Source organism: Pseudaquabacterium terrae (assembly GCF_013266755.1).
GTDB classification, from domain to species: Bacteria; Pseudomonadota; Gammaproteobacteria; order Burkholderiales; family Burkholderiaceae_C; genus Pseudaquabacterium; species Pseudaquabacterium terrae.
Genome location: NZ_JABRWJ010000009.1, coordinates 251,857 through 276,776, shown reverse-complemented (window position 1 = coordinate 276,776; position 24,920 = coordinate 251,857). Strand labels below are relative to the sequence as shown.

At 72.1% G+C, this 24,920-nt stretch carries 26 protein-coding genes and 1 pseudogene; 13 read left to right on the top strand and 14 right to left on the bottom strand.

Annotated features, from left to right (window positions below; all coding sequences use genetic code 11):
- Positions 1-3: 3 nt before the first annotated feature.
- The gene (locus tag HLB44_RS27995; protein ID WP_173130794.1) at positions 4-1,911 is read left to right on the top strand and encodes a M61 family metallopeptidase; all 1,908 of its coding nucleotides are present in this window, start codon (positions 4-6) and stop codon (positions 1,909-1,911) included.
- A gap of 15 nt (positions 1,912-1,926) precedes the next feature.
- Here HLB44_RS27995 and HLB44_RS27990 read toward each other — a convergent pair whose 3' ends face one another.
- The 3 genes from HLB44_RS27990 to HLB44_RS27980 are packed head-to-tail and all read right to left on the bottom strand — an operon-like array spanning position 1,927 to position 6,255.
- Positions 1,927-3,096, bottom strand: coding sequence for an MFS transporter (locus tag HLB44_RS27990; RefSeq protein WP_173130791.1), 1,170 nt, complete (start codon positions 3,094-3,096; stop codon positions 1,927-1,929).
- The gene (locus HLB44_RS27985) at positions 3,093-5,495 is read right to left on the bottom strand and encodes an SNF2-related protein (RefSeq protein WP_173130788.1); all 2,403 of its coding nucleotides are present in this window, start codon (positions 5,493-5,495) and stop codon (positions 3,093-3,095) included. The genes HLB44_RS27990 and HLB44_RS27985 overlap by 4 nt, the downstream gene beginning before the upstream one ends.
- Positions 5,488-6,255: an alpha/beta hydrolase gene (locus HLB44_RS27980; protein WP_173130785.1), complete on the bottom strand. Its 768-nt coding sequence runs from the start codon at positions 6,253-6,255 to the stop codon at positions 5,488-5,490. The genes HLB44_RS27985 and HLB44_RS27980 overlap by 8 nt, the downstream gene beginning before the upstream one ends.
- A 196-nt stretch (positions 6,256-6,451) precedes the next feature.
- Here HLB44_RS27980 and HLB44_RS27975 point away from each other — a divergent pair, with 196 nt between their 5' ends.
- Positions 6,452-6,928, top strand: coding sequence for a hypothetical protein (locus HLB44_RS27975; RefSeq protein WP_173130782.1), 477 nt, complete (start codon positions 6,452-6,454; stop codon positions 6,926-6,928).
- A gap of 35 nt (positions 6,929-6,963) precedes the next feature.
- Here HLB44_RS27975 and HLB44_RS27970 read toward each other — a convergent pair whose 3' ends face one another.
- Positions 6,964-7,827: a formate dehydrogenase accessory sulfurtransferase FdhD gene (locus HLB44_RS27970; protein WP_173130779.1), complete on the bottom strand. Its 864-nt coding sequence runs from the start codon at positions 7,825-7,827 to the stop codon at positions 6,964-6,966.
- A 146-nt stretch (positions 7,828-7,973) separates the two neighbouring features.
- On the opposite strand from HLB44_RS27970, the gene HLB44_RS27965 reads away from it, so the two are divergent.
- Positions 7,974-8,573 carry a nitroreductase family protein gene (locus tag HLB44_RS27965; protein WP_343051597.1) on the top strand — a complete coding sequence of 200 codons (600 nt, stop codon included), beginning with the start codon at positions 7,974-7,976 and terminating at the stop codon, positions 8,571-8,573.
- Here the strand turns inward: HLB44_RS27965 and HLB44_RS27960 are convergent, their stop codons facing one another.
- The 3 genes from HLB44_RS27960 to HLB44_RS27950 form a co-directional block, all read right to left on the bottom strand.
- Positions 8,574-8,993, bottom strand: a complete 420-nt coding sequence (locus HLB44_RS27960; RefSeq protein WP_173130776.1) for a DUF3224 domain-containing protein — start codon at positions 8,991-8,993, stop codon at positions 8,574-8,576. It lies immediately after the preceding gene.
- 70 nt (positions 8,994-9,063) lie between these two features.
- Entirely contained in the window at positions 9,064-10,098 is a 1,035-nt protein-coding gene (locus tag HLB44_RS27955; RefSeq protein ID WP_425500870.1) for a 2-dehydropantoate 2-reductase, read from the bottom strand.
- Between the two features lies 1 nt (position 10,099).
- Positions 10,100-10,636: an Mpo1 family 2-hydroxy fatty acid dioxygenase gene (locus HLB44_RS27950; protein WP_173130773.1), complete on the bottom strand. Its 537-nt coding sequence runs from the start codon at positions 10,634-10,636 to the stop codon at positions 10,100-10,102.
- Between the two features lie 91 nt (positions 10,637-10,727).
- Between HLB44_RS27950 and dcd the strand changes: the two genes are divergently transcribed.
- Both dcd and HLB44_RS27940 read left to right on the top strand, forming a co-directional pair.
- The gene (dcd, locus tag HLB44_RS27945; protein ID WP_173130770.1) at positions 10,728-11,297 is read left to right on the top strand and encodes a dCTP deaminase; all 570 of its coding nucleotides are present in this window, start codon (positions 10,728-10,730) and stop codon (positions 11,295-11,297) included.
- 121 nt (positions 11,298-11,418) lie between these two features.
- Positions 11,419-11,703, top strand: coding sequence for a hypothetical protein (locus tag HLB44_RS27940; RefSeq protein ID WP_173130768.1), 285 nt, complete (start codon positions 11,419-11,421; stop codon positions 11,701-11,703).
- A 22-nt stretch (positions 11,704-11,725) separates the two neighbouring features.
- Here the strand turns inward: HLB44_RS27940 and HLB44_RS27935 are convergent, their stop codons facing one another.
- A complete protein-coding gene (locus HLB44_RS27935; protein WP_246312505.1) occupies positions 11,726-11,998 on the bottom strand; it encodes a hypothetical protein in 273 nt (90 codons plus the stop codon).
- Positions 11,999-12,112: 114 nt separating this feature from the next.
- Between HLB44_RS27935 and HLB44_RS27930 the strand changes: the two genes are divergently transcribed.
- Positions 12,113-14,065: an acyl CoA:acetate/3-ketoacid CoA transferase gene (locus HLB44_RS27930; protein ID WP_246312504.1), complete on the top strand. Its 1,953-nt coding sequence runs from the start codon at positions 12,113-12,115 to the stop codon at positions 14,063-14,065.
- 1 nt (position 14,066) lies between these two features.
- On the opposite strand, the gene HLB44_RS27925 is transcribed toward HLB44_RS27930, so the two are convergent.
- On the bottom strand, positions 14,067-14,723 hold the full coding sequence (locus tag HLB44_RS27925) for an NAD(P)-dependent oxidoreductase (protein WP_173130765.1): 657 nt from the start codon (positions 14,721-14,723) through the stop codon (positions 14,067-14,069).
- A 107-nt stretch (positions 14,724-14,830) separates the two neighbouring features.
- On the opposite strand from HLB44_RS27925, the gene HLB44_RS27920 reads away from it, so the two are divergent.
- On the top strand, positions 14,831-15,736 hold the full coding sequence (locus HLB44_RS27920) for a LysR family transcriptional regulator (RefSeq protein WP_173130762.1): 906 nt from the start codon (positions 14,831-14,833) through the stop codon (positions 15,734-15,736).
- A gap of 4 nt (positions 15,737-15,740) precedes the next feature.
- On the opposite strand, the gene HLB44_RS27915 is transcribed toward HLB44_RS27920, so the two are convergent.
- Together HLB44_RS27915 and HLB44_RS27910 are read right to left on the bottom strand one after the other, a co-directional pair.
- Positions 15,741-16,895: an alpha-hydroxy acid oxidase gene (locus tag HLB44_RS27915; protein WP_173130759.1), complete on the bottom strand. Its 1,155-nt coding sequence runs from the start codon at positions 16,893-16,895 to the stop codon at positions 15,741-15,743.
- A 66-nt stretch (positions 16,896-16,961) separates the two neighbouring features.
- The gene (locus HLB44_RS27910; RefSeq protein ID WP_173130756.1) at positions 16,962-17,888 is read right to left on the bottom strand and encodes a LysR family transcriptional regulator; all 927 of its coding nucleotides are present in this window, start codon (positions 17,886-17,888) and stop codon (positions 16,962-16,964) included.
- Positions 17,889-17,937: 49 nt separating this feature from the next.
- Here HLB44_RS27910 and HLB44_RS27905 point away from each other — a divergent pair, with 49 nt between their 5' ends.
- Positions 17,938-18,342 carry a YbaN family protein gene (locus tag HLB44_RS27905; RefSeq protein ID WP_246312503.1) on the top strand — a complete coding sequence of 135 codons (405 nt, stop codon included), beginning with the start codon at positions 17,938-17,940 and terminating at the stop codon, positions 18,340-18,342.
- On the opposite strand, the gene HLB44_RS27900 is transcribed toward HLB44_RS27905, so the two are convergent.
- Together HLB44_RS27900 and dinB are read right to left on the bottom strand one after the other, a co-directional pair.
- Complete coding sequence (locus HLB44_RS27900) at positions 18,343-18,987, bottom strand: cupredoxin domain-containing protein (RefSeq protein WP_173130749.1); 645 nt, start codon at positions 18,985-18,987, stop codon at positions 18,343-18,345.
- Positions 18,988-19,012: 25 nt separating this feature from the next.
- A complete protein-coding gene (gene dinB / locus HLB44_RS27895; RefSeq protein WP_173130746.1) occupies positions 19,013-20,182 on the bottom strand; it encodes a DNA polymerase IV in 1,170 nt (389 codons plus the stop codon).
- A gap of 70 nt (positions 20,183-20,252) precedes the next feature.
- On the opposite strand from dinB, the gene HLB44_RS27890 reads away from it, so the two are divergent.
- From HLB44_RS27890 to HLB44_RS37475, 4 genes are all read left to right on the top strand, one after another.
- Entirely contained in the window at positions 20,253-20,582 is a 330-nt protein-coding gene (locus tag HLB44_RS27890) for a hypothetical protein (protein ID WP_173130727.1), read from the top strand.
- 1 nt (position 20,583) lies between these two features.
- Positions 20,584-21,048, top strand: coding sequence for a YybH family protein (locus tag HLB44_RS27885; protein ID WP_173130724.1), 465 nt, complete (start codon positions 20,584-20,586; stop codon positions 21,046-21,048).
- A 66-nt stretch (positions 21,049-21,114) separates the two neighbouring features.
- A complete protein-coding gene (locus HLB44_RS27880; RefSeq protein WP_173130722.1) occupies positions 21,115-22,182 on the top strand; it encodes a glycosyltransferase family 2 protein in 1,068 nt (355 codons plus the stop codon).
- Entirely contained in the window at positions 22,179-23,765 is a 1,587-nt protein-coding gene (locus tag HLB44_RS37475) for an ArnT family glycosyltransferase (RefSeq protein WP_246312502.1), read from the top strand. Before HLB44_RS27880 ends, HLB44_RS37475 begins: the two co-directional genes overlap by 4 nt.
- A 28-nt stretch (positions 23,766-23,793) precedes the next feature.
- On the opposite strand, the pseudogene HLB44_RS37470 reads toward HLB44_RS37475, so the two are convergent.
- A pseudogene (locus tag HLB44_RS37470) lies at positions 23,794-24,024 on the bottom strand (GtrA family protein); the annotation flags it as partial.
- A 15-nt stretch (positions 24,025-24,039) separates the two neighbouring features.
- Here HLB44_RS37470 and HLB44_RS27870 point away from each other — a divergent pair.
- A complete protein-coding gene (locus HLB44_RS27870; RefSeq protein ID WP_173130719.1) occupies positions 24,040-24,903 on the top strand; it encodes a ChbG/HpnK family deacetylase in 864 nt (287 codons plus the stop codon).
- The last annotated feature ends 17 nt before the right edge of the window (positions 24,904-24,920 follow it).

Genomic DNA, 24,920 nt, shown 5'->3' with positions numbered 1-24,920 from the left:
AACATGCCTGCACCCTTGCTTCGACTGATCACCATCGCCGGCCTCGCGCTGGCCTTGCATACCACCCCCGCGACGGCTCAGGACAGCGTGCGCGACGAGCCTTATCCGGGCTTGCTGCGAATCGAGGTCGATGCGACCGATCTCGACCACCGCGTGTTTCGCGTGCGCCAGCGCCTGCCCGTCAAGCCCGGGCCGCTGAAGCTGTTCTTCGCGCGCTGGCTGCCGGGCACGCACGGACCTAGCGGCGATGTGACGCGGCTGTCCGGCCTGACCTTGCAGGCCGCCGGCCAGCCGCTGGCCTGGACCCGCGACCCGCTCGACGGCCACGCCTTCCTCGTCACCGTGCCCGAGGGCGCCGACGAGCTGGTGCTGGAATTCGCCTATCTATCGTCGGTGTCGGACCAGGGCCGCGTCGTCGCGACCCGGCAGATGCTGAACCTGCAGTGGAACAACCTGCTGCTGTACCCGGCCGGCCACCCGGCGCGGCGCATCAGCGTGCAGGCCAGCATGGTGCTGCCGCCGGGCTGGCAGCACGGCAGCGCGCTGCGCGCTGAGCACAGCTCCGAGCTCGCCGAGGGCTCGGCCGTGCGCTTCCAGCCGGTGTCGCTGGAAACGCTGGTCGACTCCCCGGTCTTCGCCGGCCGCCACCTGCGCCGCTTCGAGCTCGATGCGCCCGGCTCGAAGCGCCCCGTCGCGCTGCATCTGCTGGCCGACCAGCCCGAGCAGCTGAAGGCCAGCGAGGCGCAGATCGACGCCCACCGGCGCCTGGTGCAGCAGGCCGATCGGCTGTTCGGCGCGCGCCACTTCGCCAAGTACGACTTCCTGCTCGCGTTGTCCGACGAGCTCGGCCGCATCGGCCTGGAACACCACGAGAGCAGCGAGAACGCCGTCGGCCCCAAGTACTTCGAGGCCTGGGACAAGAGCGCCGGTTCGCGCGCGCTGCTGCCGCACGAATACGTGCATTCGTGGAACGGCAAGTACCGGCGCCCGGCCGACCTGCTGACGCCGCACTACAACGTGCCGATGCAGAACTCGCTGCTCTGGCTCTACGAGGGCCAGACCGAGTTCTGGGGCCGCGTGCTCGCCGCGCGCAGCGGCCTGGTGAACGCCGAGCTGACGCGCGACGGCCTGGCGCAGACGGCGGCGATGCTCGAACGGCGCAGCGGACGCGGCTGGCGCAGCCTGCAGGACACGACCAACGACAACGTGATGGGCCGCAGCCACCGCGAGTGGCAGAGCATGCAGCGCACCAGCAGCGACTACTACCATGAGTCGGTCTTCGTCTGGCTCGAGGCCGACGCGCTGATCCGCGATGCCACCGCCGGCCGGCGCTCGCTCGACGACTTCGCGCGCAACTTCTTCGGCGGCGACGACGGCCGCATCGAGCCGAAGCCGTATCGCTTCGACGACGTCGTCGCGGCGCTGAATGCCGTGCATGCGCAGGACTGGGCGCGCTGGCTGCGCGAACGGCTCGACGGCCACCGCACCGGCACGCCGGCCGAGGCGCTGGCGCGCGCCGGCTGGCGCCTGGTGTTCAGCGACGTGCCGAGCGAGAACTTCAAGGCCGGCGAAAGCAATGGCAAGCACGTCGACCTCAACGATTCGCTGGGCCTGCGCATCGGCGCCGAGGGCAAGCTCGACGAGGTGGTGTGGGACAGTCCCGCGTACCGCGCCGGCCTGTCGCCGGCGGCGCGGCTGGTAGCCGTCAACATGCGCGCCTACGGTGCCGACGAGCTCAAGCAGGCGATCACCGCGAACCGCCAGGGCGAGGCGCCGATCGAGCTGCTGGTGCGCGAAGGCGCGTTGTTCCGCCAAGTGCGCATCGATTGGCGCGGCGGCCTGCGCTACCCGAAGCTCGAACGGATCGCCGGCCGCGAGGACCGGCTCGGCGCGCTGCTCGCGCCGCGTTGAAGCGGGCGGCGGCCGTCAGGTCGGCGTAGCGCGGGTCGGTGGGATCAGCAGCCCGAGACTCACCGCGCTGGCAATCAGCATCATCAGCGCGACCGGCACGGCCGAGGGCTGGGCGATGAACGGGGCGACGGCCTGCGTCGCGATGGCGCCGACGAGCAGCAGTGCCAACACCATCAGCGCCGACGCACGGCCCATTTGCGACGGCGGCAGCTGCAGCGCCAGACCGAAGGCAGCAGGCCCCCGCATGGCGAGGATGGCGCAGAACGCGCACCAGAACACCACGAGCCCAACAAACGACAGGACCTGCAGCAACGCGGCGCCCAACAGCGCCGCACACAGCACCGCATGCGCCACCGCACCGAAGCGCACCGCCCGCATCGGCCCCAGCCGCTGACTGATCCGCCCCGACTGGCTGGCCGCCAGCATGAAGCTGCCGACGCCGAACACCTGCAGCACGGCGAATGCCGAAGGCCCGAGACCGAAGCCGCGCGCCAGCATTTGCGGCGCGCTGGCGACGAAGCTCAGCAACGCGCCGATGCACAGCGCATGCGACAGCGCCAGCCGCAGGTAGCGCCGGTTCCCGAGGATGTCGGCATAACGCGCAGGCACCGTGCGATCGAGGCCCGGCAGCTCGATCGGGGCGATGCGCACGACGAAGGGCAGCGCCAGCGCGCTCACCGCCGCAAGCACCCAGAACGTGCCGCGCCAGTCGGTCCAAGCCAGCAGCGCCGTGCCGAGTACCGGCCCAGCCGCCGGAACAATGGCTTCGATCGAGGCGATCGTTGCCATGCCGCGCACCGCGTCCGCATCGGACAGGCTGGTGCTCACGACACTCGGCGCGACGACGGTTGCCGCGCCGGCTGCGAAGCCTTGCAGCAGGCGCATCAACAGCAGCCATTCGATGCCCGGCGCCAGCGCGCAGCCGACGCTCGCCAGCACCAGGACCGTGATGCCGATCAGCACGCAGCGGCGCGGACCGATGCGGTTGAGCGCCTCGCCCCACGCCAGCTGCGACGCGGCCAGCCCGCCGAGGAAGACCGCGACGCTGGCCTGCGCGCGCTCGATGTCGATGCCCAGCGAGGCCTGCAGCGCCGGCACCGCCGGCAGAAAGAGGTCCATCGCCAGCATGCTCGTGCCGGTCAGCGCCGCCAGCGGCAGCACGGTGCGAATCGGGGTGGAGGTCACGTCAGGGGCTGGCTCGGAAAGTCATCGTCCAGCGGACTCATCAGCCCGCGCAGCTCGGCCTCGTCGAAGGGCAGGGCCTGCTCGCCGGCAGCGCCGCCCAGCACGCTGTCGGCCAGCACGCGCTTGCGCGATTGCAGCGCGCGCATGCGCTCCTCGATGCTGCCGGCAACGATGAGCTTGTAGACCAGCACCGGCTTGTCCTGCCCAATGCGGTGGGCGCGCGCGCTGGCCTGGTCTTCGACGGCGGGGTTCCACCACGGGTCGATGTGGATCACCGTGTCGGCCGCGGTCAGGTTCAGGCCGACGCCGCCGGCCTTCAGCGACAGCAGCAGCAGCGGCACCGTGCCGGACTGGAAGCGCTGCACGATGGCGCCGCGCTGGTCGGGCGGCGTCGCGCCGGTCAGTGCCAGCCACGGCAGCTGCGCCGCGTCGAGCTCGGCCTCGATCAGCCTGAGCATGCGCGTGAACTGCGAGAACAGCAGCACGCGGCGGCCGTCATCGACCAGCGCCGGCAGCATCGTGCGCAGCCAGTCGAGCTTGGCGCTGCCGGCGTCGGCGGGCGCTGCCACGCTACCGCGCAAGAGACGCGGGTCATTGCAGACCTGGCGCAGCTTCAGCAGCGCATCGAGGATCGACAGCCGCGCGTGCTGGAAGCCGATGCGCTGCAGCAGCCGCTCGAGCTCGTCGTTCGCGGCGGCGCGCACGCTTTCGTAGAGCAGGCGCTGCGCGCCGTCGAGCCGCACGCGGTGCACCTGCTCGGTCAGCGGCGGCAGCTCCGGCGCGACCTCGTCCTTGCGCCGCCGCAGCAGGAACGGCGCGATGCGCTGCGCCAGCAGCCGTGCGCGCAGCGTCTCGCCGTTCTTCTCGATCGGCGTGCGCCAGCGCCGCGCGAACTCGCGCGCATCGCCGAGGAAGCCCGGCATCAGGAAGTGGAACTGCGCCCACAGCTCGCCGAGGTGGTTCTCGACCGGCGTGCCGGTCAGGCACAGTCGGTGCCGCGCGTCGAGCCGGCGCGCCGCGGTGGCGGTGCGGCTGCCGGCGTTCTTCACCGTCTGCGCTTCGTCGAGGATCACCGCGTGCCACGGCTGGCGGCGCAGATGGCCGGCGTCGCGCCACAGCAGCGGGTACGAGACCAGCACGACGTCGTGCGCGGCGAGCATGGCCGCGTCTTTCGTGCGTTGGGGGCCTTGCAAGACCAGCAGCCGCAGCGCGGGCGCGACACGGGCGCATTCGGCCTGCCAGTTGAACAGCAGCGACGCCGGCGCGACGACCAGCGCCGGCCGGTCGAGCCGGCCGGCGTGCTTCTCCAGCAGCAGGTGGGCGAGCGCCTGTGCGGTCTTGCCCAGGCCCATGTCGTCGGCCAGGATGCCGCCCAGGCCTTGCGCGCGCAGCTGCTGCAGCCAGGCGAGGCCCGCATGCTGGTAGCCGCGCAGCGTGATGCCCAAGCCCGCCGGCGGCGCGACCGGCGCCGGTGGCCCGGCCTCGGCCAGCGCCGCGGCCAGCTGCCGCAGCCCGGCCTCGCCGCGCAGTGCCCAGCCGGGCGCGCGCAGCTGCACCCGCAGCGCTTCGAGCCGGCGCGCCTCCCAGCGCGCCAGCACCAGGCGGCCGTCGATCGGCGCGCGCGGCCCCAGCAGGTCGAGCATCGTGCGCGCGATGGCCTTCAGCGGTGCCGCCGGCGCATCGATGCGCCGGCCGCCCGGCGCACGCAGCCGGATGATCGCGTGGTCCTCGATCTCGTCGATCTGTTCGGCATCGAGCCAGCGGCGGTCCTTGGCGATCAGCTGGGTCAGCATCGGGATCAGGTCCAGGGTCTGGCCCTCGACGACGATGCCCAGCCCGAGCATCCACGAGCCGTCGGGCTTCAGCGATTTGAGCCGCGGCGCCGCTGCGGCCAGCGGGGCGGCGACGGCCCGGCCTTCCGGGCCGCCCACGTCGAGCGGATCGAGCACCAGCCGCCAGGCCTCGACCGGCGTGCTCTGATGCGCAAAGCCGGGCAGCACGACGATCGCCCAGCCGTCTCGCTGCAGCGCCGGCAACTGGTCGGCCCACCAGTCACCGAACGCGGCTTCCTGCACCAGCGACCACAGTGCGCCGTCGGCAAAGCCGTCCGGCGCCGGCCCGCGCCATTGCAGCGCGTCGGCCGGCAGTGGGCGCAGGCCGCTGGTCTGCAGTCGTTCGATCGCCGCGGCCTGCGTGGCATGCGCCGGCGGCGCGCTGCGCTGCTGCGTGCCGGGCACGAACCACTGCAGCCGCGCCAGCGTCAGCTGCGGGCCGCGCGCGCCGAACAGCGGCGTGCGCGCCGGCGGCACCACCGGGCCGCAGGGGCGCAGGCCGAGGAGGCCGTCGCCGCGCGTCAACGTCTGCAGCAGCAGCGCCGGTTGCGGTGATGTCTCACTCACCGCGCGACTGCAGCGCCCGCCAGTACGCGGGGTCGGCTCCGATGCTGTCGTGGTCGGTGCCGGCGAGCACGCGCACCGTGGCGATGCCGGGCGCGAAGTGCCGCGACAGCGCTTCGCCGTGCTGGCGCGGGATCAGCGTGTCGTCGCTGGCCAGCAGCAGCAGCGTCGGCGCCTTCACGCGCGGTGCGTCGCGCCAGGCTTCGTAGCGGTCCTGCAACAGCCAGCGCACCGGCAGCCACGGATAGTGGCGCGCGGCGATCGCACTGATGCTGTCGTACGGCGTCACCAGCACGACACGCTCGACCGGCCGCTCGGCCGCCAGCCGCAGCGCGAGCCCGCTGCCGAGGCTGCGGCCGATCAGCGTGATCTGCGCGTGGCGGCGCTGCAGCGCGTCGAACAGTGCCTGCGCATCGGCATGCAGCGCGGCTTCGCTCGGCGTGCCGGGGCTGCCGGCGTAGCCGCGGTAGTGCAGCGCGTAGATCGCATCGTCCGGGAAGGCAGCGGCCAGCTCGGGCAGGCTGTGCGACGGGTCTTCGGCATTGCCGCCGAAATACAGAAGCGCCCGTGGGCCGGCGCGCGGCCGCTCGGCAAAGCGCAGCTCGATGCCGTTGGCCTGCAAGCGCGCCTGCGGGGCCGCCGACGGCGGCGTCGGGTAGTACAGCAGCGAGCGCTGCATCAGGAACATCAGCAGGCACAGTGCGGCGTAGACGACGACGGCCACCAGCAGCAGCGTGCCCAGCGGTCCGGCAACAGCTCTCATGCGGGATTCCCCGGTATTCAGTTTGCGGCGCCGCTGCCGATAAGCTCGCGACAGGCGAAGCGGCCCTTGGGCCGTGCATTGTCCGCGCCTCCGCAGGCACGGGGCCTGCCCCCTGCGCCTGCGGGCTTGACGCTCGATGGATCGCAGGCCACATTGCCGTAACAAAAGGAAACCCCGGTGCCGGGGGATGGATTGAATGGGACTCCGGGTCTACGTGGCGCGCAGCGGCTGGCGCGAAACCCCGATCACTGCGGACGAGTGGCACGACGCCGTGGTCACCTTGCCGGAACTCGAAGTGCACCATGTGCACGGCGGGGGTCCGGTGCGCGCGATGCTGCGCGGCAGCCAGCGCCGGGGGCTGGCATGGAACGACGGCTACATCTCGGCGCACCATGCCAACGCGCGGCTCGTGGCCGTGTTGTTCGTGCTGGCTGACCGGCTCGGGGCACGCGTCTACAGCGCGCATCGCCGGCCGTACCTCGACGTGGCCGACTGGGAACAGCGCACGCAACGTTATCGGCGCTACCCCGGGGAAAAAGGGCGTGTGCGGCGCGGCGTGCTGGCCTCCGGCGGCGAGGCGATGCGCAGCACCGCGCAGGCCACCGCGCTGTGGGGGCCGTTCATCGTGCTGCTGGTCGTGCTGGTCATTGGCGCCAGCTGGGCGTTCCAGTGATCGTGGCCTGAGCCGGCGAGCGGAATCGGACGGCCTCAGCCGGCCAGCTCGCGCAGTGCGCCGCGCGGGGGCTCGGGCTCCGAGTCGAAGCGCTCGAAGCCCGTGTAGCACAGGAAATGCCGGTTCGCGGCGCGGCCGAACAGCGTCATGCCGAGCTGTGTCGCCAGCTCGTGGCCCATCGCGGTGACGCCGTTGCGCGAGACGATGATCGGCACGCCCATCTGCGCGGCCTTCATCACCATCTCGCTGGTCAGCCGGCCGGTCGTGTAGAACAGCTTGTCGGCGCCGCCGATGCCGTGCATCGCCATCCAGCCGGCGATCGTGTCGATCGCGTTGTGGCGGCCGACGTCCTCGACGAACATCAGCAGCCGCGTGCCGCAGAACAGCGCGCAGCCGTGCACCGAACCGGCCTTGCGGTGAATGCTGTCCTGCTGGCGCATGACGTCGAGCAAGGCGGTCAAGGTGCTCTGGCGGATGCGGGCCACGCCGGCATCCGGCAGCTGCAGCGTGCCCAGCTGCGCCAGCAGGTCGCCGAACACCGTGCCCTGGCCGCAGCCGGTCGTCACCACGCGCCGCGCGGTGCGTGCGGCGATGTCGGCGATGCCGGCGCGTGTCCTGACCGCGGCGGCGGCCACCTCCCAGTCCACCGTCACCGACTCGACCTGCTGCACCGTCTCGATCAGGCGCTGGTTCAGCAGGTAGCCGAGCACCAGCAGCTCGGGTGACGCGCCGAGCGTCATCAGCGTCACCAGCTCGCGCTTGTCGACGAAGACCGTCAGCGGCCGCTCGGCCGGGATGGCGATCGCGCGATGCTCGCCGAACTCGTCGACGATCTGAATCGCACGCGTCAGCGCCGTGCTGGCCTGCGTCAGCCGGGGCAGGGGGTCGAGGGAAGCCATTGGCGCCAGCATACGACCGCCGCCGCGAGTGGCGCACCGCGGGCGCTACAGTTGATGATGGTCAGCCCCCAGCTCACTTCGTTCGCGGCCCCCGAGGGGCGCTCGGTGCCCTTCGGACGGCCGGGCGGGCACCGATGAGCCCTTCGGTGATCCACTCTGACGCGAGCGGCCAGTTGATGCTCGACTTGCTGCGCACGCGCCAGTCGGTCGGCATCAAGCACCTCGCCGAGCCCGGGCCCGACGACGCGCAGCTGGCGGCGATGGCCGAGGCCGCGCTGCGCGCGCCCGACCATGCCGGGCTGGTGCCGTTCCGCTTCGCCGTCGTGCGCGGCACGGCGCGCGAGCGGCTCGCGGCGCTGTTCCAGCAGTCAGCGCTCGATGCCGGCAAGGACGCCGCCGGCGCCGCGCTGGACGCCGAGCGTGCGCGCCGCGCGCCGGTCACCGTCGCGGTGATCGCACGACTCGACCCGGGCCATCCGCAGGTGCCGGTGCACGAGCAGTGGGCCTGCCTCGGCGGGGCGCTGACGAACCTGTTGAATGCCGCATCGGCGCTCGGCTTCGGCGGCAAGATGCTGTCCGGCGCGAAGGTGCGGCATCCGGCGATCCAGGCCGCGTTCTGCCGGCCCGGCGAGCAGCTGGTCGGCTGGGTGGCGCTCGGCACGCCGGTCGGCAGCCCGCAGCGCACGCTGGACAAGCCGCGCGCTGCCGACGTGATCGGCGATTGGCCCGAGCTGCCCCGGCCCTGATCAGGGCAGGACGTAGTCGAAGCGGTAGAAGTGCTGGCCGTCGACGATGTCGATCGAGAAGGTGCCGGCCAGGCCGACCAGCTCGTCGGTGCCGGAATCGGGCACCACGGTGATCGACAGTGAGGGCGCGCCGCGGTTCATCTGGCCGCTGTGCTGGAACACGAAGCTGCCACGGCGGCCGTGCAGCGTGCCGCTGATCTGCTCGATCGCCACGTAGCCGGCGGAGCCGACTTCGACGGTGCCGGCGGTCAGCATCTCGCCGCGGCCGCTGGCCTGCAGGTCGCCGCTGAACTGCTTGTCGAGCTGCAGCCGGCCGAGGTGCCCCGCGGCGGCGTCCTCGCGCAGCGGCAGCGACGTCATCTGCACCGCGAAGCGCCCGCTGGCGCAGCGCGTCGGGTTCTGGAGGGGATTGGTCGTCATGTGTCGGCTCCCGGAAAAGGCGCCGATTCTGCGGCAATCAACTGTGGATGTATACAGTATCCCGGCCAGCTCAGGCGTCTTCCAGCGCACGCCGCAACTCGGCGCCGGCGAACGCCTGCCGCCGCGACGGCCAGGCCTGCACCAGCGACGCGATGCGCTGGTTCAGCGGCGCGCCCACGCCGTGTCGTTGCGCCAGCCGCACGACCTCGCCCTGCAGCGCATCGACCTCGGTGATGCGGCCGAGCGTCAGGTCGTCGGCCATGCTGGAGCGGGCTTTGTCGTCGATGCGCAGCATGCGCGCGGCGACGATGCGAAACAGTGGCGTCGGCAGGCGCAGCACGCGCGGAATCCAGCGTGGCGGCAGCGGCGACAGCTGCGCCGGCGCGATGCCGGCCGCCGCCAGCACGGTGAGCGTCTCCTCGATCAGCGCCGCGGTGCAGCGGCGCAGGTCGCGGTCGAGCAGCTGCGCGCGCAGCGGCAGCCCCGACAGCGCGTTGACCGCGTTGTTCAGGTTCAGCAGCAGCTTGCCCCATTGCACCGAACGCAGGTCGGCGTGCAATTCGATGGGCAGTCCGGCGGCATCGAAGACCCGCTTCCAGGCTTCCAGCGCCGGATCGCGCTGCGCCGCCAGCGCACCGTCCGTGCCGCGGTGCAGATGGCCGGGCGCCAGCTCGGCGACGTTGTACGGCACCATGCCCGGCAGGCAGCGCAGCGCCGGCGCCGCTTGCTGGGCCAGCGCCGCGTTGGCGATGCCGTTCTGCATCGACAGCAGCGGCGTGCCCGGCGGCAGCCGCGCGCCGAGCTCGCGCGCCGCGTCGGCGGTGGCGCCGCTCTTCACGCACAGCAGCACCAGCGCCGGCGCCAGGCCGGCCGGCACTTCGCCGTGCAGCGCCAGCGACGCCGGCGGCAGCGCAAGGTCGCCGCCGTCGATGTCGGTCAGCCGCAGCCCGCGCCGGCGCAGCGCGTCGAGCATGCGCGCACGGCCGACGAAGTGCACCTCGACACCGGCCGCCTGCAGCCGGCCGCCGAGCCAGCAGCCGACGCTGCCGGCGCCCATCACGAGCACCGCACCGCGGGCGGCGACGCGACCCTCGGAGCGCTTCAACCTAGCGCGCCAAAGGCGCGGCCAGGTCGCGCAGGTGCGTCGGCCCGGCGCGGCGCTCGATCTCGGCCAGCAGCTCGCGGCCCCAGCCGGCGGCGAACAGCCATTCGGCGACGACGAACATCGGGCCGACCAGCAGGCCGACCAGGTCATCGACGAAGGCCGGCTTGCGGCCTTCGTAGTAGTGGCCGATGAACTGCAGGACCCAGCCGGCCACGAAGGTGCCGAGCCCCCAGCCGAGCCAGCTGCCGAGCGAGCCGGCGGCCAGCGGGATCGCGGCCGCCATCAGCGCGCCGTTGATGACGCTGACGGCCAGCCCGAGCACCAGGCGGCCGCGCGTCAGGTACCAGGCCGTCGTCAGGCCCCAGACGACCCATGCCAGGTTGACGCCGGCGATCTCCGCGCGCGCCAGCAGCACGCCGACCGCGAAGACGATCAGCGGGATGCCGAAGAAGTGAGTCGCGATGTTGCGGCGGTCGCGGTGGTACTCGGCGTACTGCACCAGCAGCTCGGTCGCTGGGCGAAATGGACTGGCGGCCATGACGGCACTCCCGACTCTATGAATGCACCATCTCAGCACAGCGGCTGCGCCCCCGCCATGCGGGATGCCCCGCACTTCTAGAATGCCCGGCATGAGCATCAAGAGCGACAAGTGGATCCGCCGCATGGCCGAGGCGCACGGCATGATCGAGCCTTTCGAGCCCGGCCAGGTGCGCCACGCGCCCGACGGCCACAAGATCGTCAGCTACGGCACCTCCAGCTACGGCTACGACATCCGCTGCGCGCCGGAATTCAAGGTCTTCACGAACATCCATTCGACCGTCGTCGACCCGAAGAACTTCGACGAGAAGAGCTTCGTCGACATCGAGGCCGACGTCTGCATCATCCCGCCGAACAGCTTCGCGCTGGCGCGCACGCTCGAGTACTTCCGCATTCCGCGCAACGTGCTGACGATCTGCCTCGGCAAGAGCACCTATGCGCGCTGCGGGATCATCGTCAACGTCACGCCCTTCGAGCCTGAGTGGGAAGGCTACGTGACGCTCGAATTCAGCAACACGACCCCGCTGCCGGCCAAGATCTACGCCGGCGAGGGCTGCGCGCAGGTGCTGTTCTTCGAGAGCGACGAGGTCTGCGAGACCAGCTACAAGGATCGCGGGGGCAAGTACCAGGGCCAGCGCGGCGTCACCCTGCCGAAGACCTGAGGCGTTCGGCCGCCGCAGCTCCGCCGCCGAACTGGCCGGCCTGCGCGGCGCTTCTCGGGGCATCGCCGCGCCGCGGCCGGCGCAAGATCGCATCACCAGCCGATCTTGCGAGGCCGCTGCGATGCCCCTCTCCCACGACACCACCGAGCTCGACCACCTGCCGCTCGCCTATTTCGGCGGCGGCCGCATCCTGCCCGCGCTGGTGCCCGCCTGCTGCCTCGACATGGGCTTGCTGGCGAGCTTCCAGTTCCGCATGGAGGGCGTCGGCGAGTGGGTGGCGATCCAGCGCATGCGCTACGACCGCTGCTATGCCTTCGAGCGCATCGCCACCGCGCATGGCGCGACCGATCCGCTGCTGCGCCGACTGGCGCTGATGCTGTTCGAGATCTACCAGGGTCCGCGCTGACCCTCGCGCGCCGGCAGGCGCCTCAGACCATCCGTGCGCTGTCGAGCCAATCGCAGCGCAGCACACCGCGGCGATGCAGCCGCAGCCTCAGACGCACATAGAGCGACGGCGCGAAATACAGCACCGGGCACAGCAGCACGCCGATCTCCGGCGCCAGCAGCAGCGCCGCCGGCAGGCCCATCCAGCCCAGGATCCAGCACGTGAGCATCGCGTCCCACAGCTGGTATTCGAGGCCGCGTTTGTGATGCGTCTGGTGCCAGCGCTTCACGGTCGACAGTTGCTGCAGCGTCAGCATGAGGGGCCTCCTCGGGACTCGGGACTTGCCCGATCTTAGGCTCGTTGTCAGCTTCGTGTCAGCAAAATCGAGGGGTCACCCGCTTCAATCGGTGGGTCCGAGGAGACAAAAGACATGGCCCAGACATCCCACGCCCATCAGCGGATGAGCGCGTTGCGCGCTGCAAGCCGCGGCAAGCTGGTCAGCGCCGCGGAAGCGGTCCAACTGCTGGCTGACGGCGACATGCTGGCCACCGGCGGCTTCGTCGGCATCGGCTTTCCGGAGAACCTGGCGGTCGCGCTCGAGGAGCGTTTCCTCGCCACCGGTGCGCCGCGCAACCTGGGGCTGGTGTATGCCGCGGGGCAGGGCGATGGCCGGTCGCGCGGGCTGAACCACCTCGGCCACGCCGGGCTCGTCGGCCGCGTCATCGGCGGCCACTGGGGCCTCGTGCCGGCGCTGCAGAAGCTGGCGGTGTCGGGTGCGATCGAGGCCTGGAACCTGCCGCAGGGCGTGATCTCGCACCTGTTCCGCGACATCGCCGCCGGCAAGCCGGGCCATCTGTCGCGCGTCGGCCTCGGCACCTTCGTCGATCCGCGCCAGGGCGGTGGCGCGATCAATGACCGCAGCACCGACGAGCGGGTTCGATTGCTGCAGATCGACGGCGAGGATGTCCTGTTCTACAAGAGCTTCCCGATCGACGTCGCCTTCATCCGCGGCACCACCGCCGACACCGACGGCAACATCACGATGGAGCGAGAGGCGCTGACGCTGGAGGCGCTGGCCATCGCGATGGCCGCGCACAACTCCGGCGGCATCGTCATCGTGCAGGTCGAGCGCCTCGCGGCCGCGCAATCGCTGCACCCGCGCGAGGTCAAGATCCCCGGCGCGCTGGTCGATTGCGTCGTGCTCGCCGAGGACCCGGCCTACCACTGGCAGACCTTCGCCGAGCCCTACAGCGCTGCCTTCGCCGGCGAGCTGCGGGTGCCTGCCGGCCGTGTCGAAGCGATGCCGATGAGCGAGCGCAAGCTGATCGCCCGCCGCGCGGCGCTGGAGCTGAAGCCGAACAGCGTGATCAACCTCGGCATCGGCATGCCCGAGGGCGTCGCCGCGGTGGCCGCCGAGGAGCGGGTGATCGACCTGATCACGCTGACCGCGGAGCCGGGCGTGATCGGCGGCATTCCGGCCGGCGGGCTGAACTTCGGCGCGGCCGTCAATACGCAGGCGATCATCGACCAGCCCTACCAGTTCGACTTCTACGACGGCGGCGGGCTCGACCTCGCGATCCTCGGCCTCGCACAGGCCGACGCCGAGGGCAACCTCAACGTCAGCCGCTTCGGCCCCCGCCTGGCCGGTGCCGGCGGCTTCATCAACATCAGCCAGAACGCGCAACGCGTGGTCTTCGTCGGCAGCTTCACCGCCCGCGGCGCCGATGGCACGCCGGCGCCCAAGTTCGTGCGCCGCGTCGAGCAGATCACCTTCTCGGGCCGCGAGGCCTGGCGGCGGCGCCAGCCGGTGCTCTACGTCACCGAGCGTTGCGTCTTCCGGCTGCACGAGAAGGGGCTCGAGCTGACCGAGATCGCACCCGGCGTCGACCTTGGGCGCGACATCCTCGCGCTGATGGAATTCGCGCCGGTGATCGAGCGGCCGCCGCGGCTGATGGACGCGGCGATCTTCCGCGACGAGCCGATGGCGCTGCGCGCGCGCCTGCTGCTGCTGCCGCTGCCCGAGCGCTTCCACCTCGACGAGGCGCGCCGCACGCTGTTCATCAACTTCGAACACCTGTCGATCCGCCGCAGCGAGGACGTCGAGGCGGTGCGCGGCGAGGTCGAGCGGCTGCTCGCGCCGCTGGCCTACAAGGTCGACGTCGTCGTCAACTACGACCACTTCGCGCTCGACCCCGACGTCGAGGACGACTGGGCAGCGATGGTCCGGCTGCTGGTCGAGCGCCACTACCGCAGCGTCGTGCGCTACACGACCTCCGCCTTCCTGCGCGCGAAGCTCGGGCCGGCGCTGGCGGCGCGGGGTGTCGTGCCGAGGCTCTACGACAGCGCCGGCGCGGCACACGCCGGTTTGAAGGACGGCAGCTGAGTCAGGCCGCAGCCACGGTGAAGCGCTGCCGATGGTGCTGCGGCGTGCCGGTCTCGTCGGCGATCGCCACCGCGAGGTCGCTCACCGTGATGCCGGCCGGCTGCTCGCCGTTCATCAGCAGCTCCTCGCCGCCGAGCCGGTAGGCGCCGCTGCGCGGGCCGGGCTGCAGCATCGCCGGCGGCGACAGGAAGACCCAGTCGAGCGCGGTTTCGCCGCGCAGCTCGGTCAGCAGGTCGCGCGCGGCCTGTGCGCCGGGCACGATGTTCGGCGGCACGTGGTCGAGGAAGGCCGGCGTGTCGACCAGCTGCACCCCCGGCGCGACGAACAGGCTGCCGGCGCCGCCGACGATCAGCACGCGCCCCACCCCGGCTCGCTTGACGCCGGCGAGGATCGCGCGGCTGCCGGACTGGAACAGCTCGTACAGCTTGGGCTCCGACCAGCCGGGATTGAAGGCGCTGACCACCGCATCGTGGCCCTCGACGGCCTGCGCGACCTGCGCTGCCTGCTGCACGTCGGCGGCGACGACGGTCAAGCCGTCGCGCGGCGTGAGCTTGGCCGGATCGCGCACCAGCGCGGTCACGCGGTGGCCGCGCTGCAGCAGTTCTTCAAGCACTGCGGCGCCGACGAAGCCGGTGCCGCCGATCAGGGCGATGTTCATGGGGTGGTTCTCCGTGGGGGTTGAAATGCACGGCCTCCATGATTCCAACTTCACGATCGACCCACTAGCCGGTCAGAATCGCCATCTCATTGAAGCGGAGCTTCAAGATGGACGATCTGCAAGCGATGGCGGTGTTTGCCGCCGTGGTGCGGCTGGGCTCGATGAGCGGGGCCGCGCGGCAGCTCGGCATGACGCCGTCGGCGGTCAGCCAGCGCGTGCGCGCGCTGGAGGCGGCGCATGGCGTGATCCTGCTGCACCGCTCGACCCGCAAGCTGCGGCTGACCGAGGTCGGCCAGCGGGTGCATGCGCACTGCGAGGCGCTGGTGCACTCGGCCGCGCAGGCGCGCGAGCAGCTGCAGCTGGCGCGCGACGCGCTCGAAGGTGAGCTGCGGCTGGCCGCGCCGGTGGGTTTCGCGCGCCATGTCGGGCCGGCGTTGGCGCCGCTGCTGGCGCAGCATCCGGCGCTGAAGCTGCGGCTGCTGGTCGACGACCAGATGATCGACCTGATCGAGGCCCGCATCGACCTGGCGCTGCGCGCCGGGCGGATGCCGGATTCGAGCTGGGTCGCGCGGCGGCTGTGCAGCTTCGGCTGGAGCCTGTGCGCGGCGCCCGCCTACCTGGCGCGCGCCGGCATGCCGCAGCGACCCGCTGATCTGGCGCAGCACGAGTGGCTGGGCGGCGACACGCGCTCCGAAGGCGGGCTGATGATCGAGCTGACCGGCGGCGATGGCGCGGTCGAGCGGCTGCGCGTCGAGCCGCGCGTCGTCAGCAACAACCAGCTGACGATCCAGCAGTTGTGCGCCACCGGCCTCGGCCTGGCGCTGCTGGTGCGGCCCGATGCCGACGACGACCTGCGTGCCGGCCGCCTCGTGCCGCTGCTGAGCGAATGGCGCCTGCCGACGGTGCCGGTGTGGGCTGTCACGCCGCAGCGCGAGGCGCAGCCGGCCAAGGTGCGGCATGCGCTGGCAGCGCTGCAGGCGGTGTTGCGCCAGCTGCCAGGCAGCGCCGATTGAGCGTTCAGGCTGTCGGGAAGGTCCCCGGCAGCAGGATGTCCTTGCCGACCTGCTCGATGCGCGTGCGGCCGCAGAAGGCCATCGTCAGGTCGAGCTCCTTGTGGATCACCTGCAGGGCAGTCGTCACGCCGGCTTCGCCCATCGCGCCCAGGCCGTAGATGAACGCGCGGCCGATGTAGCAGCCGCGCGCGCCGAGCGCCCGGGCCTTCAGCACGTCCTGGCCCGAGCGGATGCCGCCGTCCATGTGCACCTCGATCTGCGAGCCGACCGCGTCGACGATCGCCGGCAGCGCGCCGATGCTCGACTGCGCGCCGTCGAGCTGGCGGCCGCCGTGGTTGCTGACGATCAGCGCGTCGGCGCCGCTCGCCACCGCGAGCTTCGCGTCCTCGACGTCCTGGATGCCCTTGAGGATCAGCTTGCCGCCCCAGTGTTTCTTGATCCACTCGACATCGCCCCAGTTGAGCGTCGGGTCGAACTGGTCGGCGGTCCATTGCGACAGCGAGCTCATGTCGCTGACGCCCTGGACGTGGCCGACGATGTTGCCGAACTGGCGCCGCTTGGTGCCGGCCATGCCGAGGATCCAACGCGGCTTGGTCGCCAGGTTGGCCAGCGATCCGAGCGTCGGCTTCGGCGGCACCGACAGGCCGTTCTTCAGGTCCTTGTGGCGCTGGCCGAGGATCTGCAGGTCCAGCGTCAGCACCAGCGCGCCGCACTTCGCGGCCTTGGCACGCTCGATCAGCCGCTGGCTGAACGCGCGGTCGCGCATCACGTAGAGCTGGAACCAGAACGGCTTCGTGGTGTTCGCCGCGACGTCTTCGATCGAGCAGATGCTCATCGTCGACAGCGTGAAGGGCACGCCGAACTTCTCGGCCGCGCGCGCGGCGAGGATCTCGCCGTCGGCGTGCTGCATGCCGGTCGAGCCGACGGGGGCCAGCGCCACCGGCATCGCCACCGGCACGCCGACCATCGTCGTCGCGGTGCTGCGGCCTTCCATGTTGACGGCCACGCGCTGGCGCAGCTTGATGCGCTGGAAGTCCTCGCTGTTGGCGCGATAGGTGCCCTCGGTCCAGCTGCCGGAATCGGCGTAGTCGTAGAACATGCGCGGCACGCGCCGCTGGGCCAGGACGCGCAGGTCTTCGATGTTGGTGATGACGGTCATGGTCTGGGGCGTCTCCTCGTGGCGAGGATGCTAGCGGCGGCGGCGAGCGGACAGCCGGAAACTTCGTCAGCGCAGGCCGGAAAGCCATTCCGCCGACCACGCCTCGGCCTCGGCGCAGACGCCGCGCAGCCAGCGGGTGAAGACAGCGGCGGCGCCTTGCGGCTCGGGCGGCCACAGGAAGTACGGATTCGCCGCCGGCGCGCTGATCGGGAACAGCGGCTTCAAGGTGCGGGTGTCGAGCCAGGCGCGTGCGAGCGTCGGCCGTGCGAGCGCGACGCCTTGCGCCGACACCGCTGCTTCGAGCGTCAGCCCGAGGTCGACCAGCCGCGGCCCACTGGCCGGCTCCGGCCAGTCGAGGCCGGCCGCGCGAAACCACGGCGTCCACGGCTCGAGCGGCGTGCGCAGCAGCGGCGCGTGGCGCAGGTCCGCAGGCTCGCGCAGCGGCGGCAGCTTGGCCAGCAGCCCCGGCGCGGCCACCGGCAGCACGCGGTCGTCGAGCAGCAGCGTGCCGTGCTCGACGCCTGCCTCGCGGCTGGCCGTGCGCACCAGCACATCGCTGTCGGGCGGCGCCTGGTCGAGGTAGGGAATCGACAGCAGCAGCTCGAGCTCGATCTGCGGCTGCGCATGGGTGAAGGCTTCGAGTCGCGGCACCAGGATCTGGCGCGCGAAGGTCGGCGGCGTCGTCACGCGCAGCCGCTCGATGCGCTGCGCCGCGCGCTGGTGCAGCGGCATCGCCGACAGCAGCGCCAGCGCCGAGCGCACCTGCTCGAGGTATTCCTTGCCGGCAGCGCTCAAGGCCAGCGCCTTCCCCGTGCGCTGCAGCAGCGGTGTGCCGAGCAGATCCTCCAGCGTCGCCAGGCGTTTGCCGACGGCGCTGGCCGTCACCGCCAGCTCGTCGGCTGCGCGTTCGAAGCTGCCGAGCCGCGCCACGGCTTCAAAGGCGCGCAGCCCGTCGATCGAGGGGAAGCGCAGGTCGCGGGGAGCGGCGGGCATGGCCGGGCACTGTAGCAATGCCGACCCGCGCGGTTAGCATCGATCGATGATGCCTGTCGTTCCGACCGATGCCGCGCCGATCGTCCGCCCGCTGTGGCAGCGCGCGCTGTGGCTCACGGCCGGGGGCGTGAGCCTGGTCACCGGATTCATCGGCATCTTCCTGCCGCTGCTGCCGACGACGCCTTTCGTGCTGCTGGCCGCGTTCTGCTTCGCCCGCGGCAGCGCGCGCTGGGAGGCGTGGCTGCTGGGGCATCCGCGCTTCGGTCCGCTGGTGCGCGACTGGCGCGAACATCGCGCCGTGCCGCTGCGCGCCAAGCAGCTGGCGCTGGTGATGATGACGATCGGCTCGGTGTGGGCCGCCTTCATGCTGCCGCCGCGCGTGGCCTGGCTGCCGGCGGTGTGCTGCGCGGGCGTCGGCACCTGGCTGTGGCGGCTGCCGACGCGCCGCAGCTGATCAGCGGTTGCGGCGGCGCGGCGCGAAGTTCAGCTTCGTATCGGCATTGGCGTTGCCGGCCACCTGCACCCGCGTCGCCGCTTGCTCGGTCAGCTGCTCGGGATGCCACAGCTTCACCTCGACCTGGCCGTCCGGCACGTTGGCAATCGTCGCGACGCCCTTGTCGTCGGTCACCGCGTACCACGGCGTGGTGCTGACGACGACATGGCCGCGCATCGAGCCATGCAGGTGGCAGCCGAGCGCGACGATGCCCGGCACGTCCATCTTCAGGTCGGCGGCGGTGCCGTCCTTGCCGCCGGCGGCACCGGCCATGCGGAACTCGAACTGCTTGGCCGGCGGCACGTTGCCGAGCGGCCCTCCTGGCTGCGAACGCACGTGGTGGTCGAAGCGGTCCTGGTTGACGAAGCGAACCGTCGCGCCGACCGGCACGACGGTGACGAAGGGCGCGAAGCGGATGTTGCGCTGCGCGATCAGCACCGGCTCGGGCAGCGGCTGCGCGGCCCACGCCGCGGTCGGGTGGACCATCACCGCGACATCGGCGACCGGCTGGCCGTCCGGCGCGGTGACGCTGACCTGGACCTGCCCGGCCTGGGCGGACGCCTGCAGCAGCAGGCCGAGGGTGGCGAGGGCAAGGAGTTTTTTCATCGTGGGCTGATGTTAGGCGGGCTGGTCATGCGCGCGCACCCGGGTCCGACCCAGGACCGGCGCGCCGCAGCGCACTTACGCGCACGCCGAGCAGCCGGATGCGCCGCGCCAGGTCGACGCGCTTCAGGCACAGGCCCGCGGCCAGCCGGATCGTCGCCGCTTCGGCGGTCGGCGCCTCGATCGTCATGTCGCGCGTGACGGTCTTGAAGTCCTCGAAGCGCAGCTTGATGCCGATCGTGCGGCCGACGTAACCCTTGCGCTGCAGGTCGAGCGCCAGCTGCTCGACCAGCCGCGTGAAGATCGCCGACAGCTCGGCCTTGTCGCGCTTGGCGTGCAAGTCGCGGTCGAAGGTCGTCTCGCGGCTGATCGTCACCGGCTCGCTGTGCGTGACCAGCGCGCGCTCGTCGACGCCGTGCGAGGCGTCGTGCAGCCAGGCGCCGTAGCTGCGGCCGAACTGCTGCACCAGCCAGGGCCGCTCGCGCTCGGCGAGCTCGCCGATGGTGTGGATGTCGAGCGTGGCGAGCTTGGCACCGGCCTTCGGCCCGATGCCGTTGATGCGCCGCACCGGCAGCGGCCAGATGCGCTCGGGGATGTCCTCGTGCGTCAGCAGCGTCAGCCCGTCGGGCTTGTCGAGCTCGGAGGCGATCTTCGACAGCAGCTTGTTCGGCGTCACGCCGATCGAGCAGGTCAGGCCGGTCGCGCGCCGGACGTTGTTCTTGATGTCCAGCGCGATCGCCCGCACGCCGCCGTACGGATCGTGGCCGACCGGCTCCTGCGCGCCGGGCAGCTCGGTCAGCTCGATGTAGATCTCGTCGATGCCGCGGTCCTCGATCAGCGGCGCGACCTCGGCCACCGCCGCCTTGAAGCGGCGCGAGTAGGCTCGGTACTGGTCGAAGTCGGTCGGCAGCAGCACCGCCTGCGGCGCACGCAGCGCGGCCTTCATCAGGCCCATGCCGGAGTGCACGCCGAGGTCGCGCGCCGGATAGGTCGCGGTGGTGATGACGCCGCGGCCGGTGTAGTCGGCCAGCCGCGCATAACGCCGCGTGCCATCGGCCAGCAGCTCGGGCTGGTGGCGGCGGCCGCCGCCGATGACCACCGGCCGACCCTTGAGATCGGGATAACGCAGCAGCTCGACCGAGGCGTAGAACGCGTCCATGTCGAGGTGCGCGATCCAGCGGCGCGGGGGGCGGGTCATCCGGGGATTGTGGGTGCCCGGCGCCGTCGCTTCGGCGTACGATCGACCGACCTCGTTCGGAGATGCCACCATGCCCAACAAGCCGGCCCGCCGGGCCCTCGCCGACTCGGCGCTGGCGCTGATCGCCGCGGTCGCCGCGATCACGATGTTCCTGCCGCCGATGGTCTATTCGACGGTCGAGTCGGTGCCGCGCACCGTCGCCCTCGGGCTGGTGATCGCGCTCGCGCTGCCGCTGCACTGGGTGCTGCTGGGCATCGGCGCGCATCGCATGGGCCGCACCGTGTTCGGCGCCATCGCGGCCGCGGTGCTGCTGTTCCCGATCGGCGGCGCGGCGGCGCTGATCCTGCTGTTCTGGTTGCTGCACGAAGAGCCGCAGGCACTGCCTGCGGCCTCGCGTTGAAATGCGGGCTGCCGTTCGGATCGCGGCGGGCCTGTGGGTGGCCGCGATGAGTGCCGGTGCAGCAGCGCAGGCGCCGGACCTCGAGGTGCTGCGCAAGCAGGTCGAGGCGGCAGAGCGCGCCTTCGCGAAGTCGATGGCCGACCGCGACCTCGCGGCGTTCACGCGCCACCTGTCCGAGCAGACGATCTTCTACGGCAATACGCGCGTGCTGCGCGGCAAGGCCGCGGTGGTCGAGGTCTGGAAGCAGTTCTACGACGGCAAGGAAGCGCCGTTCTCGTGGGAGCCGGACCAGGTCGACGTGCTGGCCGACGGCACGTTGGCACATTCGTCGGGTCCGGTGCGCGATCCGTCGGGCAAGCGCACGTCGCGCTTCAACTCGGTCTGGCGCCAGGAAGCGCCCGGCGTGTGGAAGATCATCTTCGACAAAGGGCAGCCGATCAGCGAGGCGGAGAAGAAGCTGCCCTGATGGCTTAAGCGTCCGCTAAGCGAGCGTTCTCACACTGCGGCGGGTCACAGCCCGCCCCGCCGCGCCATGAATCCACCGTTCGCTCCTGCCTTGCTGCGTGTCGCGGCGCCGTCGCATGCGCCCGCAGCGGCGCGCACCGACGACCCCGCGCACGCCACGCCGGCGCGTCTGCCGCCCGGGCGCAGCGCGCGGCCGCGGCTGTCGTGCGTCGTGCCGTGCTGGAACGAGGCGCGCAACCTGGCGCTGCTGCTGCCGCAACTCGACGAGGCCCTGCAGCACTGCGGCTGCGACTGGGAGCTGATCCTCGTCGACGACGGCAGCACCGACGGCACCGCTGCGCTGCTGGCCGAGGCCGCGCTGCGGCCGGGCCTGCGCGTGCTGCAGCTGGCGCGCAACTTCGGCAAGGAGGCGGCGCTGACGGCCGGCCTGGGCGCCGCCTGCGGCGAGGTGGTGCTGACGATGGATGCCGACCTGCAGCACCCGCCGGCGCTGATCGCCGAGATGCTCGCGCTGTGGCGGCGCGGCGCCGACATGGTCTACGCCGCGCGCAGCGGGCGCGCCGACGAGGGCCTGCTGAAGCGCCTCGGCGCGGCGGTCTTCTATCGCCTGATGAACGCGGCCAGCGGGGTCACCCTGCCGGCCGGTGCGGGCGACTTCCGGCTGATGGACCGCGTGGTCGTCGATGCGCTGCTGGCGCTGCCGGAGCGTCGCCGCTTCATGAAGGGCCTCTACGCCTGGGTCGGCTACGACGCGGTGGCGCTGCCCTACGCGCCGCCGCCGCGCGCGCACGGGCGCAGCCGCTTCGGCCTGTGGCGGCTGCTGCGCCTGTCGATCGACGGCCTGACCGCCTTCAGCACCTGGCCGCTGCGCGCCGCCGGTCTGTTCGGCGGCGTGCTGGCGCTGATCGGCTTCGGCTACGGCGGCTTCGTCGCGCTGCAGGCGCTGCTGTACGGCCACCCGGTGCCGGGCTGGACCACCGTCATCGTCAGCCTGCTGTTCCTGCTCGGGGTGCAGCTGGTGTCGATCGGCATCCTCGGCGAGTATGTCGGTCGCATCTTCGACGAGGTCAAGGCGCGGCCGCTGTACGTCGTCAAGCGCGCATGGGGCCGGGGGCTGCCATCGCGCGAGTCATGAGCGCCGCCCGGGGCGGCCCACTGAGCTGGTGGCCGGCCGAAGCGCTCGGTGTGCTCGCGGCGATCGTCGCCTGGCTCGGCGCCGGCGCCGGCCTGCGCGCACTGGCGCTCCCGGACGAGGGCCGCTACGTCGGCGTGGCGCTGGAGATGCTGCAGTCGGGCGACTGGCTGACGCCGCGCCTGGATGGGCTGCCGTTCTTCCACAAGCCGCCGCTGTTCTATTGGCTGACGGCCGCCGCGCTGGCGTTGTTAGGCCAGCACGAGTGGGCGGCGCGCGCGGCCTCGCTGCTCGGTGCCAGCGCGCTGGCGGCGGGGCTGTACCTGTACCTGCGGCGCTGGGCCGGCGCGGCGCTGGCGCGCGCCAGCCTGCTGGCGCTGCTGACGCAGCCGATGTACTTCATCGGTGCGCAGTTCGCCAACTGCGACATGCTGGTCGCCGCCTGCATCGGCCTGGCACTGTTGGCCTGGGCGCACGCCCTGCAGAGCGCCGCCGCCGGATCCGGTCAGGCGCCGCGCCCGGCACGGGCCGCCGGCTTCGCCTTGGCGGCGCTGGGCGTGCTGGCCAAGGGGCTGATCGGCATCGTGCTGCCGCTGCTGGTGCTGCTGGCGTGGCTCGCGTGCCAGCGCCGGCTGGCGCAGGCGCGTCTGCTGGCCTGGTGGCCGGGCTGGCTGCTCTTCGCCGCGATCGCCGCGCCGTGGTTCGTGCTGGTGGAGCTGCGCCACCCGGGCTTCGCCGACTACTTCTTCGTCGGCCAGCAGCTGCACCGCTACGCCCGGGGTGGCTTCAACAACGTGCAGCCGGCGTGGTTCTACCCGGCGGTGCTGGCGTTGTTGTGCCTGCCGTGGTGGCCGTGGCTTTGGGGCGTCAGGCGGGCGGCCGGCGCGGCACCGGGCGCGGCGCCATGGTCGTTGATGGGCTGCTGGCTGCTGGTGGTGCTGGTGTTCTTCTCGGTGCCGCGCTCGAAGCTCATCGGCTACATGCTGCCGCTGCTGGCGCCGCTGGCGGTGCTGGTGGCCGCGGCCGGACTGGCCTGGGCCGCCCGGTCGCGCCGCGCGGCGCTGGCCTGGCGCGCCAGCGCCGGTCTCGGCGTCACGCTGTGCCTCGGTGCACTGCTGCTGTTGCTGGTGCGCCAGCCCGGTTCGACGCAGCCGCTGGCGTTGGCGCTGGCGGCGCAGCGCGCGGCCGGCGAGCCGGTGCTGTTCGTCGACGGCCTGTTCTACGACCTGCGCTTCTACGCCCCGTTGCCCCGGTCGGTCGCCGTCGTGCAGGACTGGCACGACCCCGCGCTGGCGACGTTCGACAACTGGCGCCGCGAACTGTCCGATGCCGCGGCCTTCGCGCCGTCCGCCGGCGCGGCGGTGCTGCTCGAGCGCAACCGGTTCGCGCCGCGGCTGTGCCAGCACCGCATCAGCTGGATCGTGGCTCCGCCGGATGCGGCGCGGCGCGCGCCATTTCTGGCGCACGCGCGGCCGGTGGCGCAGGCGCAGCGCGCCGGGCTGTGGCGCGTCGACAGCGGCGATGCCGCGACGCGGGCGGCGCTGCAGTGCCCCGGAACGCCCAGTGACGCGCCAGCAGATAGGTGAGCGCGGCGATGCCCAGCAGCACCGCGGCGAGCGCAGGCTCGTAGCGCCAGCCGCCGTGCAGCAGGCCGGCGTAGGCGGCCTCGTTGAGCACGAAGCCGGCCGCCGAGAGCGCGCTGAAGCGGACGGCGGCGCGGCCCAGCGGCGCGCGCTGCGCGGCGAAACTGAAACATCGGTGGCCGGCGAACGAGACCCCCAGCGCCACGATCCAGCCGGCCACGTTGGCTTGCAGCGGTGCGAGCAGCCCGCCGTTGACCAGCATCAGCACCAGCCCCAGGTGCACCGCCGCGGCGGCAGCGCCGACGAGTGCGAAGCGCAGCGCCTGCGCCGCATCGCCGTCTGCGCCGACGACTTCGGCCTGCGCTGCGGCATCAACGAGGCGATCGTCGCGCTGGCGCAGGCCGGCCGGCTCACCGCCGTCTCCTGCATGGTCGAGGCGCCGGCCTGGGGCTGCGGGCTGCCCGCGCTGCGCCGGCTCGACCGCGGCGGCATCGACATCGGCCTGCACCTGGATGTCGGCGCCGATGCCGCGCCGCTGGCGCTGCCGGCGCTGATCCTGCGCGCCTACAGCGGTCGGCTCGACCGCGCGCTGCTGCGGCAGCGCATCGAGGTCCAGCTGACGGCCTTCGAGCAGGCGCTCGGCCGGCCGCCGGACTTCGTCGACGGGCATCGCCACGTGCATCAGCTGCCGCTGATCGGCGAGGCGCTGCTGGCCGTTCTGGATGAGCGTTATCCGCAACGGCGGCCGTGGCTGCGCCGTACCCGCGCCCCGGCCGGCCGCTTGCACGGCCTCGCCGGCGGCAAGGCGGCGCTGGTCGCCGCGCTCGGCGGGCACCGCTTCGCCGAGGCCGCTCAGCGGCTGGGTTATCCGCTCAATGCGCGCTTGCTCGGCGTCTATGATTTCCACGCCGCCGCGGCGGCCCATCCGCGCCGGCTGCAGCAGTGGCTGGCGCAGTGCGGCGACGGCGACCTGCTGATGTGCCACCCGGCGCTGCCCGACGGCACGCCCGATCCGATCGGCCGCGCGCGGGAGAACGAATTCGCGCAGCTGCGTGGCGCGGACTTTGCCGTGGCGCTGCGCCAGGCCGGCGTCGCGTTGGTGCGGCTCAGCCGCTGGCTGGCCCCGGCGGTGGCCGCGTGAGCGCCGCGCCTGCGGCC

Coding starts and splice junctions, on each gene's coding strand:
- dcd (WP_173130770.1), top strand. CDS start 10,728: ATGAGCATCAAGAGCGACAAGTGGATCCGCCGCATGGCCGAGGCGCAC.
- HLB44_RS37475 (WP_246312502.1), top strand. CDS start 22,179: ATGAGCGCCGCCCGGGGCGGCCCACTGAGCTGGTGGCCGGCCGAAGCG.
- HLB44_RS27890 (WP_173130727.1), top strand. CDS start 20,253: ATGCCCAACAAGCCGGCCCGCCGGGCCCTCGCCGACTCGGCGCTGGCG.
- HLB44_RS27995 (WP_173130794.1), top strand. CDS start 4: ATGCCTGCACCCTTGCTTCGACTGATCACCATCGCCGGCCTCGCGCTG.
- dinB (WP_173130746.1), bottom strand. CDS start 20,182: ATGACCCGCCCCCCGCGCCGCTGGATCGCGCACCTCGACATGGACGCG.
- HLB44_RS27910 (WP_173130756.1), bottom strand. CDS start 17,888: ATGCCCGCCGCTCCCCGCGACCTGCGCTTCCCCTCGATCGACGGGCTG.
- HLB44_RS27970 (WP_173130779.1), bottom strand. CDS start 7,827: ATGGCTTCCCTCGACCCCCTGCCCCGGCTGACGCAGGCCAGCACGGCG.
- HLB44_RS27900 (WP_173130749.1), bottom strand. CDS start 18,987: ATGAAAAAACTCCTTGCCCTCGCCACCCTCGGCCTGCTGCTGCAGGCG.
- HLB44_RS27905 (WP_246312503.1), top strand. CDS start 17,938: ATGCCTGTCGTTCCGACCGATGCCGCGCCGATCGTCCGCCCGCTGTGG.
- HLB44_RS27940 (WP_173130768.1), top strand. CDS start 11,419: ATGCCCCTCTCCCACGACACCACCGAGCTCGACCACCTGCCGCTCGCC.
- HLB44_RS27880 (WP_173130722.1), top strand. CDS start 21,115: ATGAATCCACCGTTCGCTCCTGCCTTGCTGCGTGTCGCGGCGCCGTCG.
- HLB44_RS27925 (WP_173130765.1), bottom strand. CDS start 14,723: ATGAACATCGCCCTGATCGGCGGCACCGGCTTCGTCGGCGCCGCAGTG.
- HLB44_RS27980 (WP_173130785.1), bottom strand. CDS start 6,255: ATGAGAGCTGTTGCCGGACCGCTGGGCACGCTGCTGCTGGTGGCCGTC.
- HLB44_RS27950 (WP_173130773.1), bottom strand. CDS start 10,636: ATGGCCGCCAGTCCATTTCGCCCAGCGACCGAGCTGCTGGTGCAGTAC.
- HLB44_RS27935 (WP_246312505.1), bottom strand. CDS start 11,998: ATGCTGACGCTGCAGCAACTGTCGACCGTGAAGCGCTGGCACCAGACG.
- HLB44_RS27920 (WP_173130762.1), top strand. CDS start 14,831: ATGGACGATCTGCAAGCGATGGCGGTGTTTGCCGCCGTGGTGCGGCTG.
- HLB44_RS27975 (WP_173130782.1), top strand. CDS start 6,452: ATGGGACTCCGGGTCTACGTGGCGCGCAGCGGCTGGCGCGAAACCCCG.
- HLB44_RS27930 (WP_246312504.1), top strand. CDS start 12,113: ATGGCCCAGACATCCCACGCCCATCAGCGGATGAGCGCGTTGCGCGCT.
- HLB44_RS27885 (WP_173130724.1), top strand. CDS start 20,584: ATGCGGGCTGCCGTTCGGATCGCGGCGGGCCTGTGGGTGGCCGCGATG.
- HLB44_RS27915 (WP_173130759.1), bottom strand. CDS start 16,895: ATGACCGTCATCACCAACATCGAAGACCTGCGCGTCCTGGCCCAGCGG.
- HLB44_RS27960 (WP_173130776.1), bottom strand. CDS start 8,993: ATGACGACCAATCCCCTCCAGAACCCGACGCGCTGCGCCAGCGGGCGC.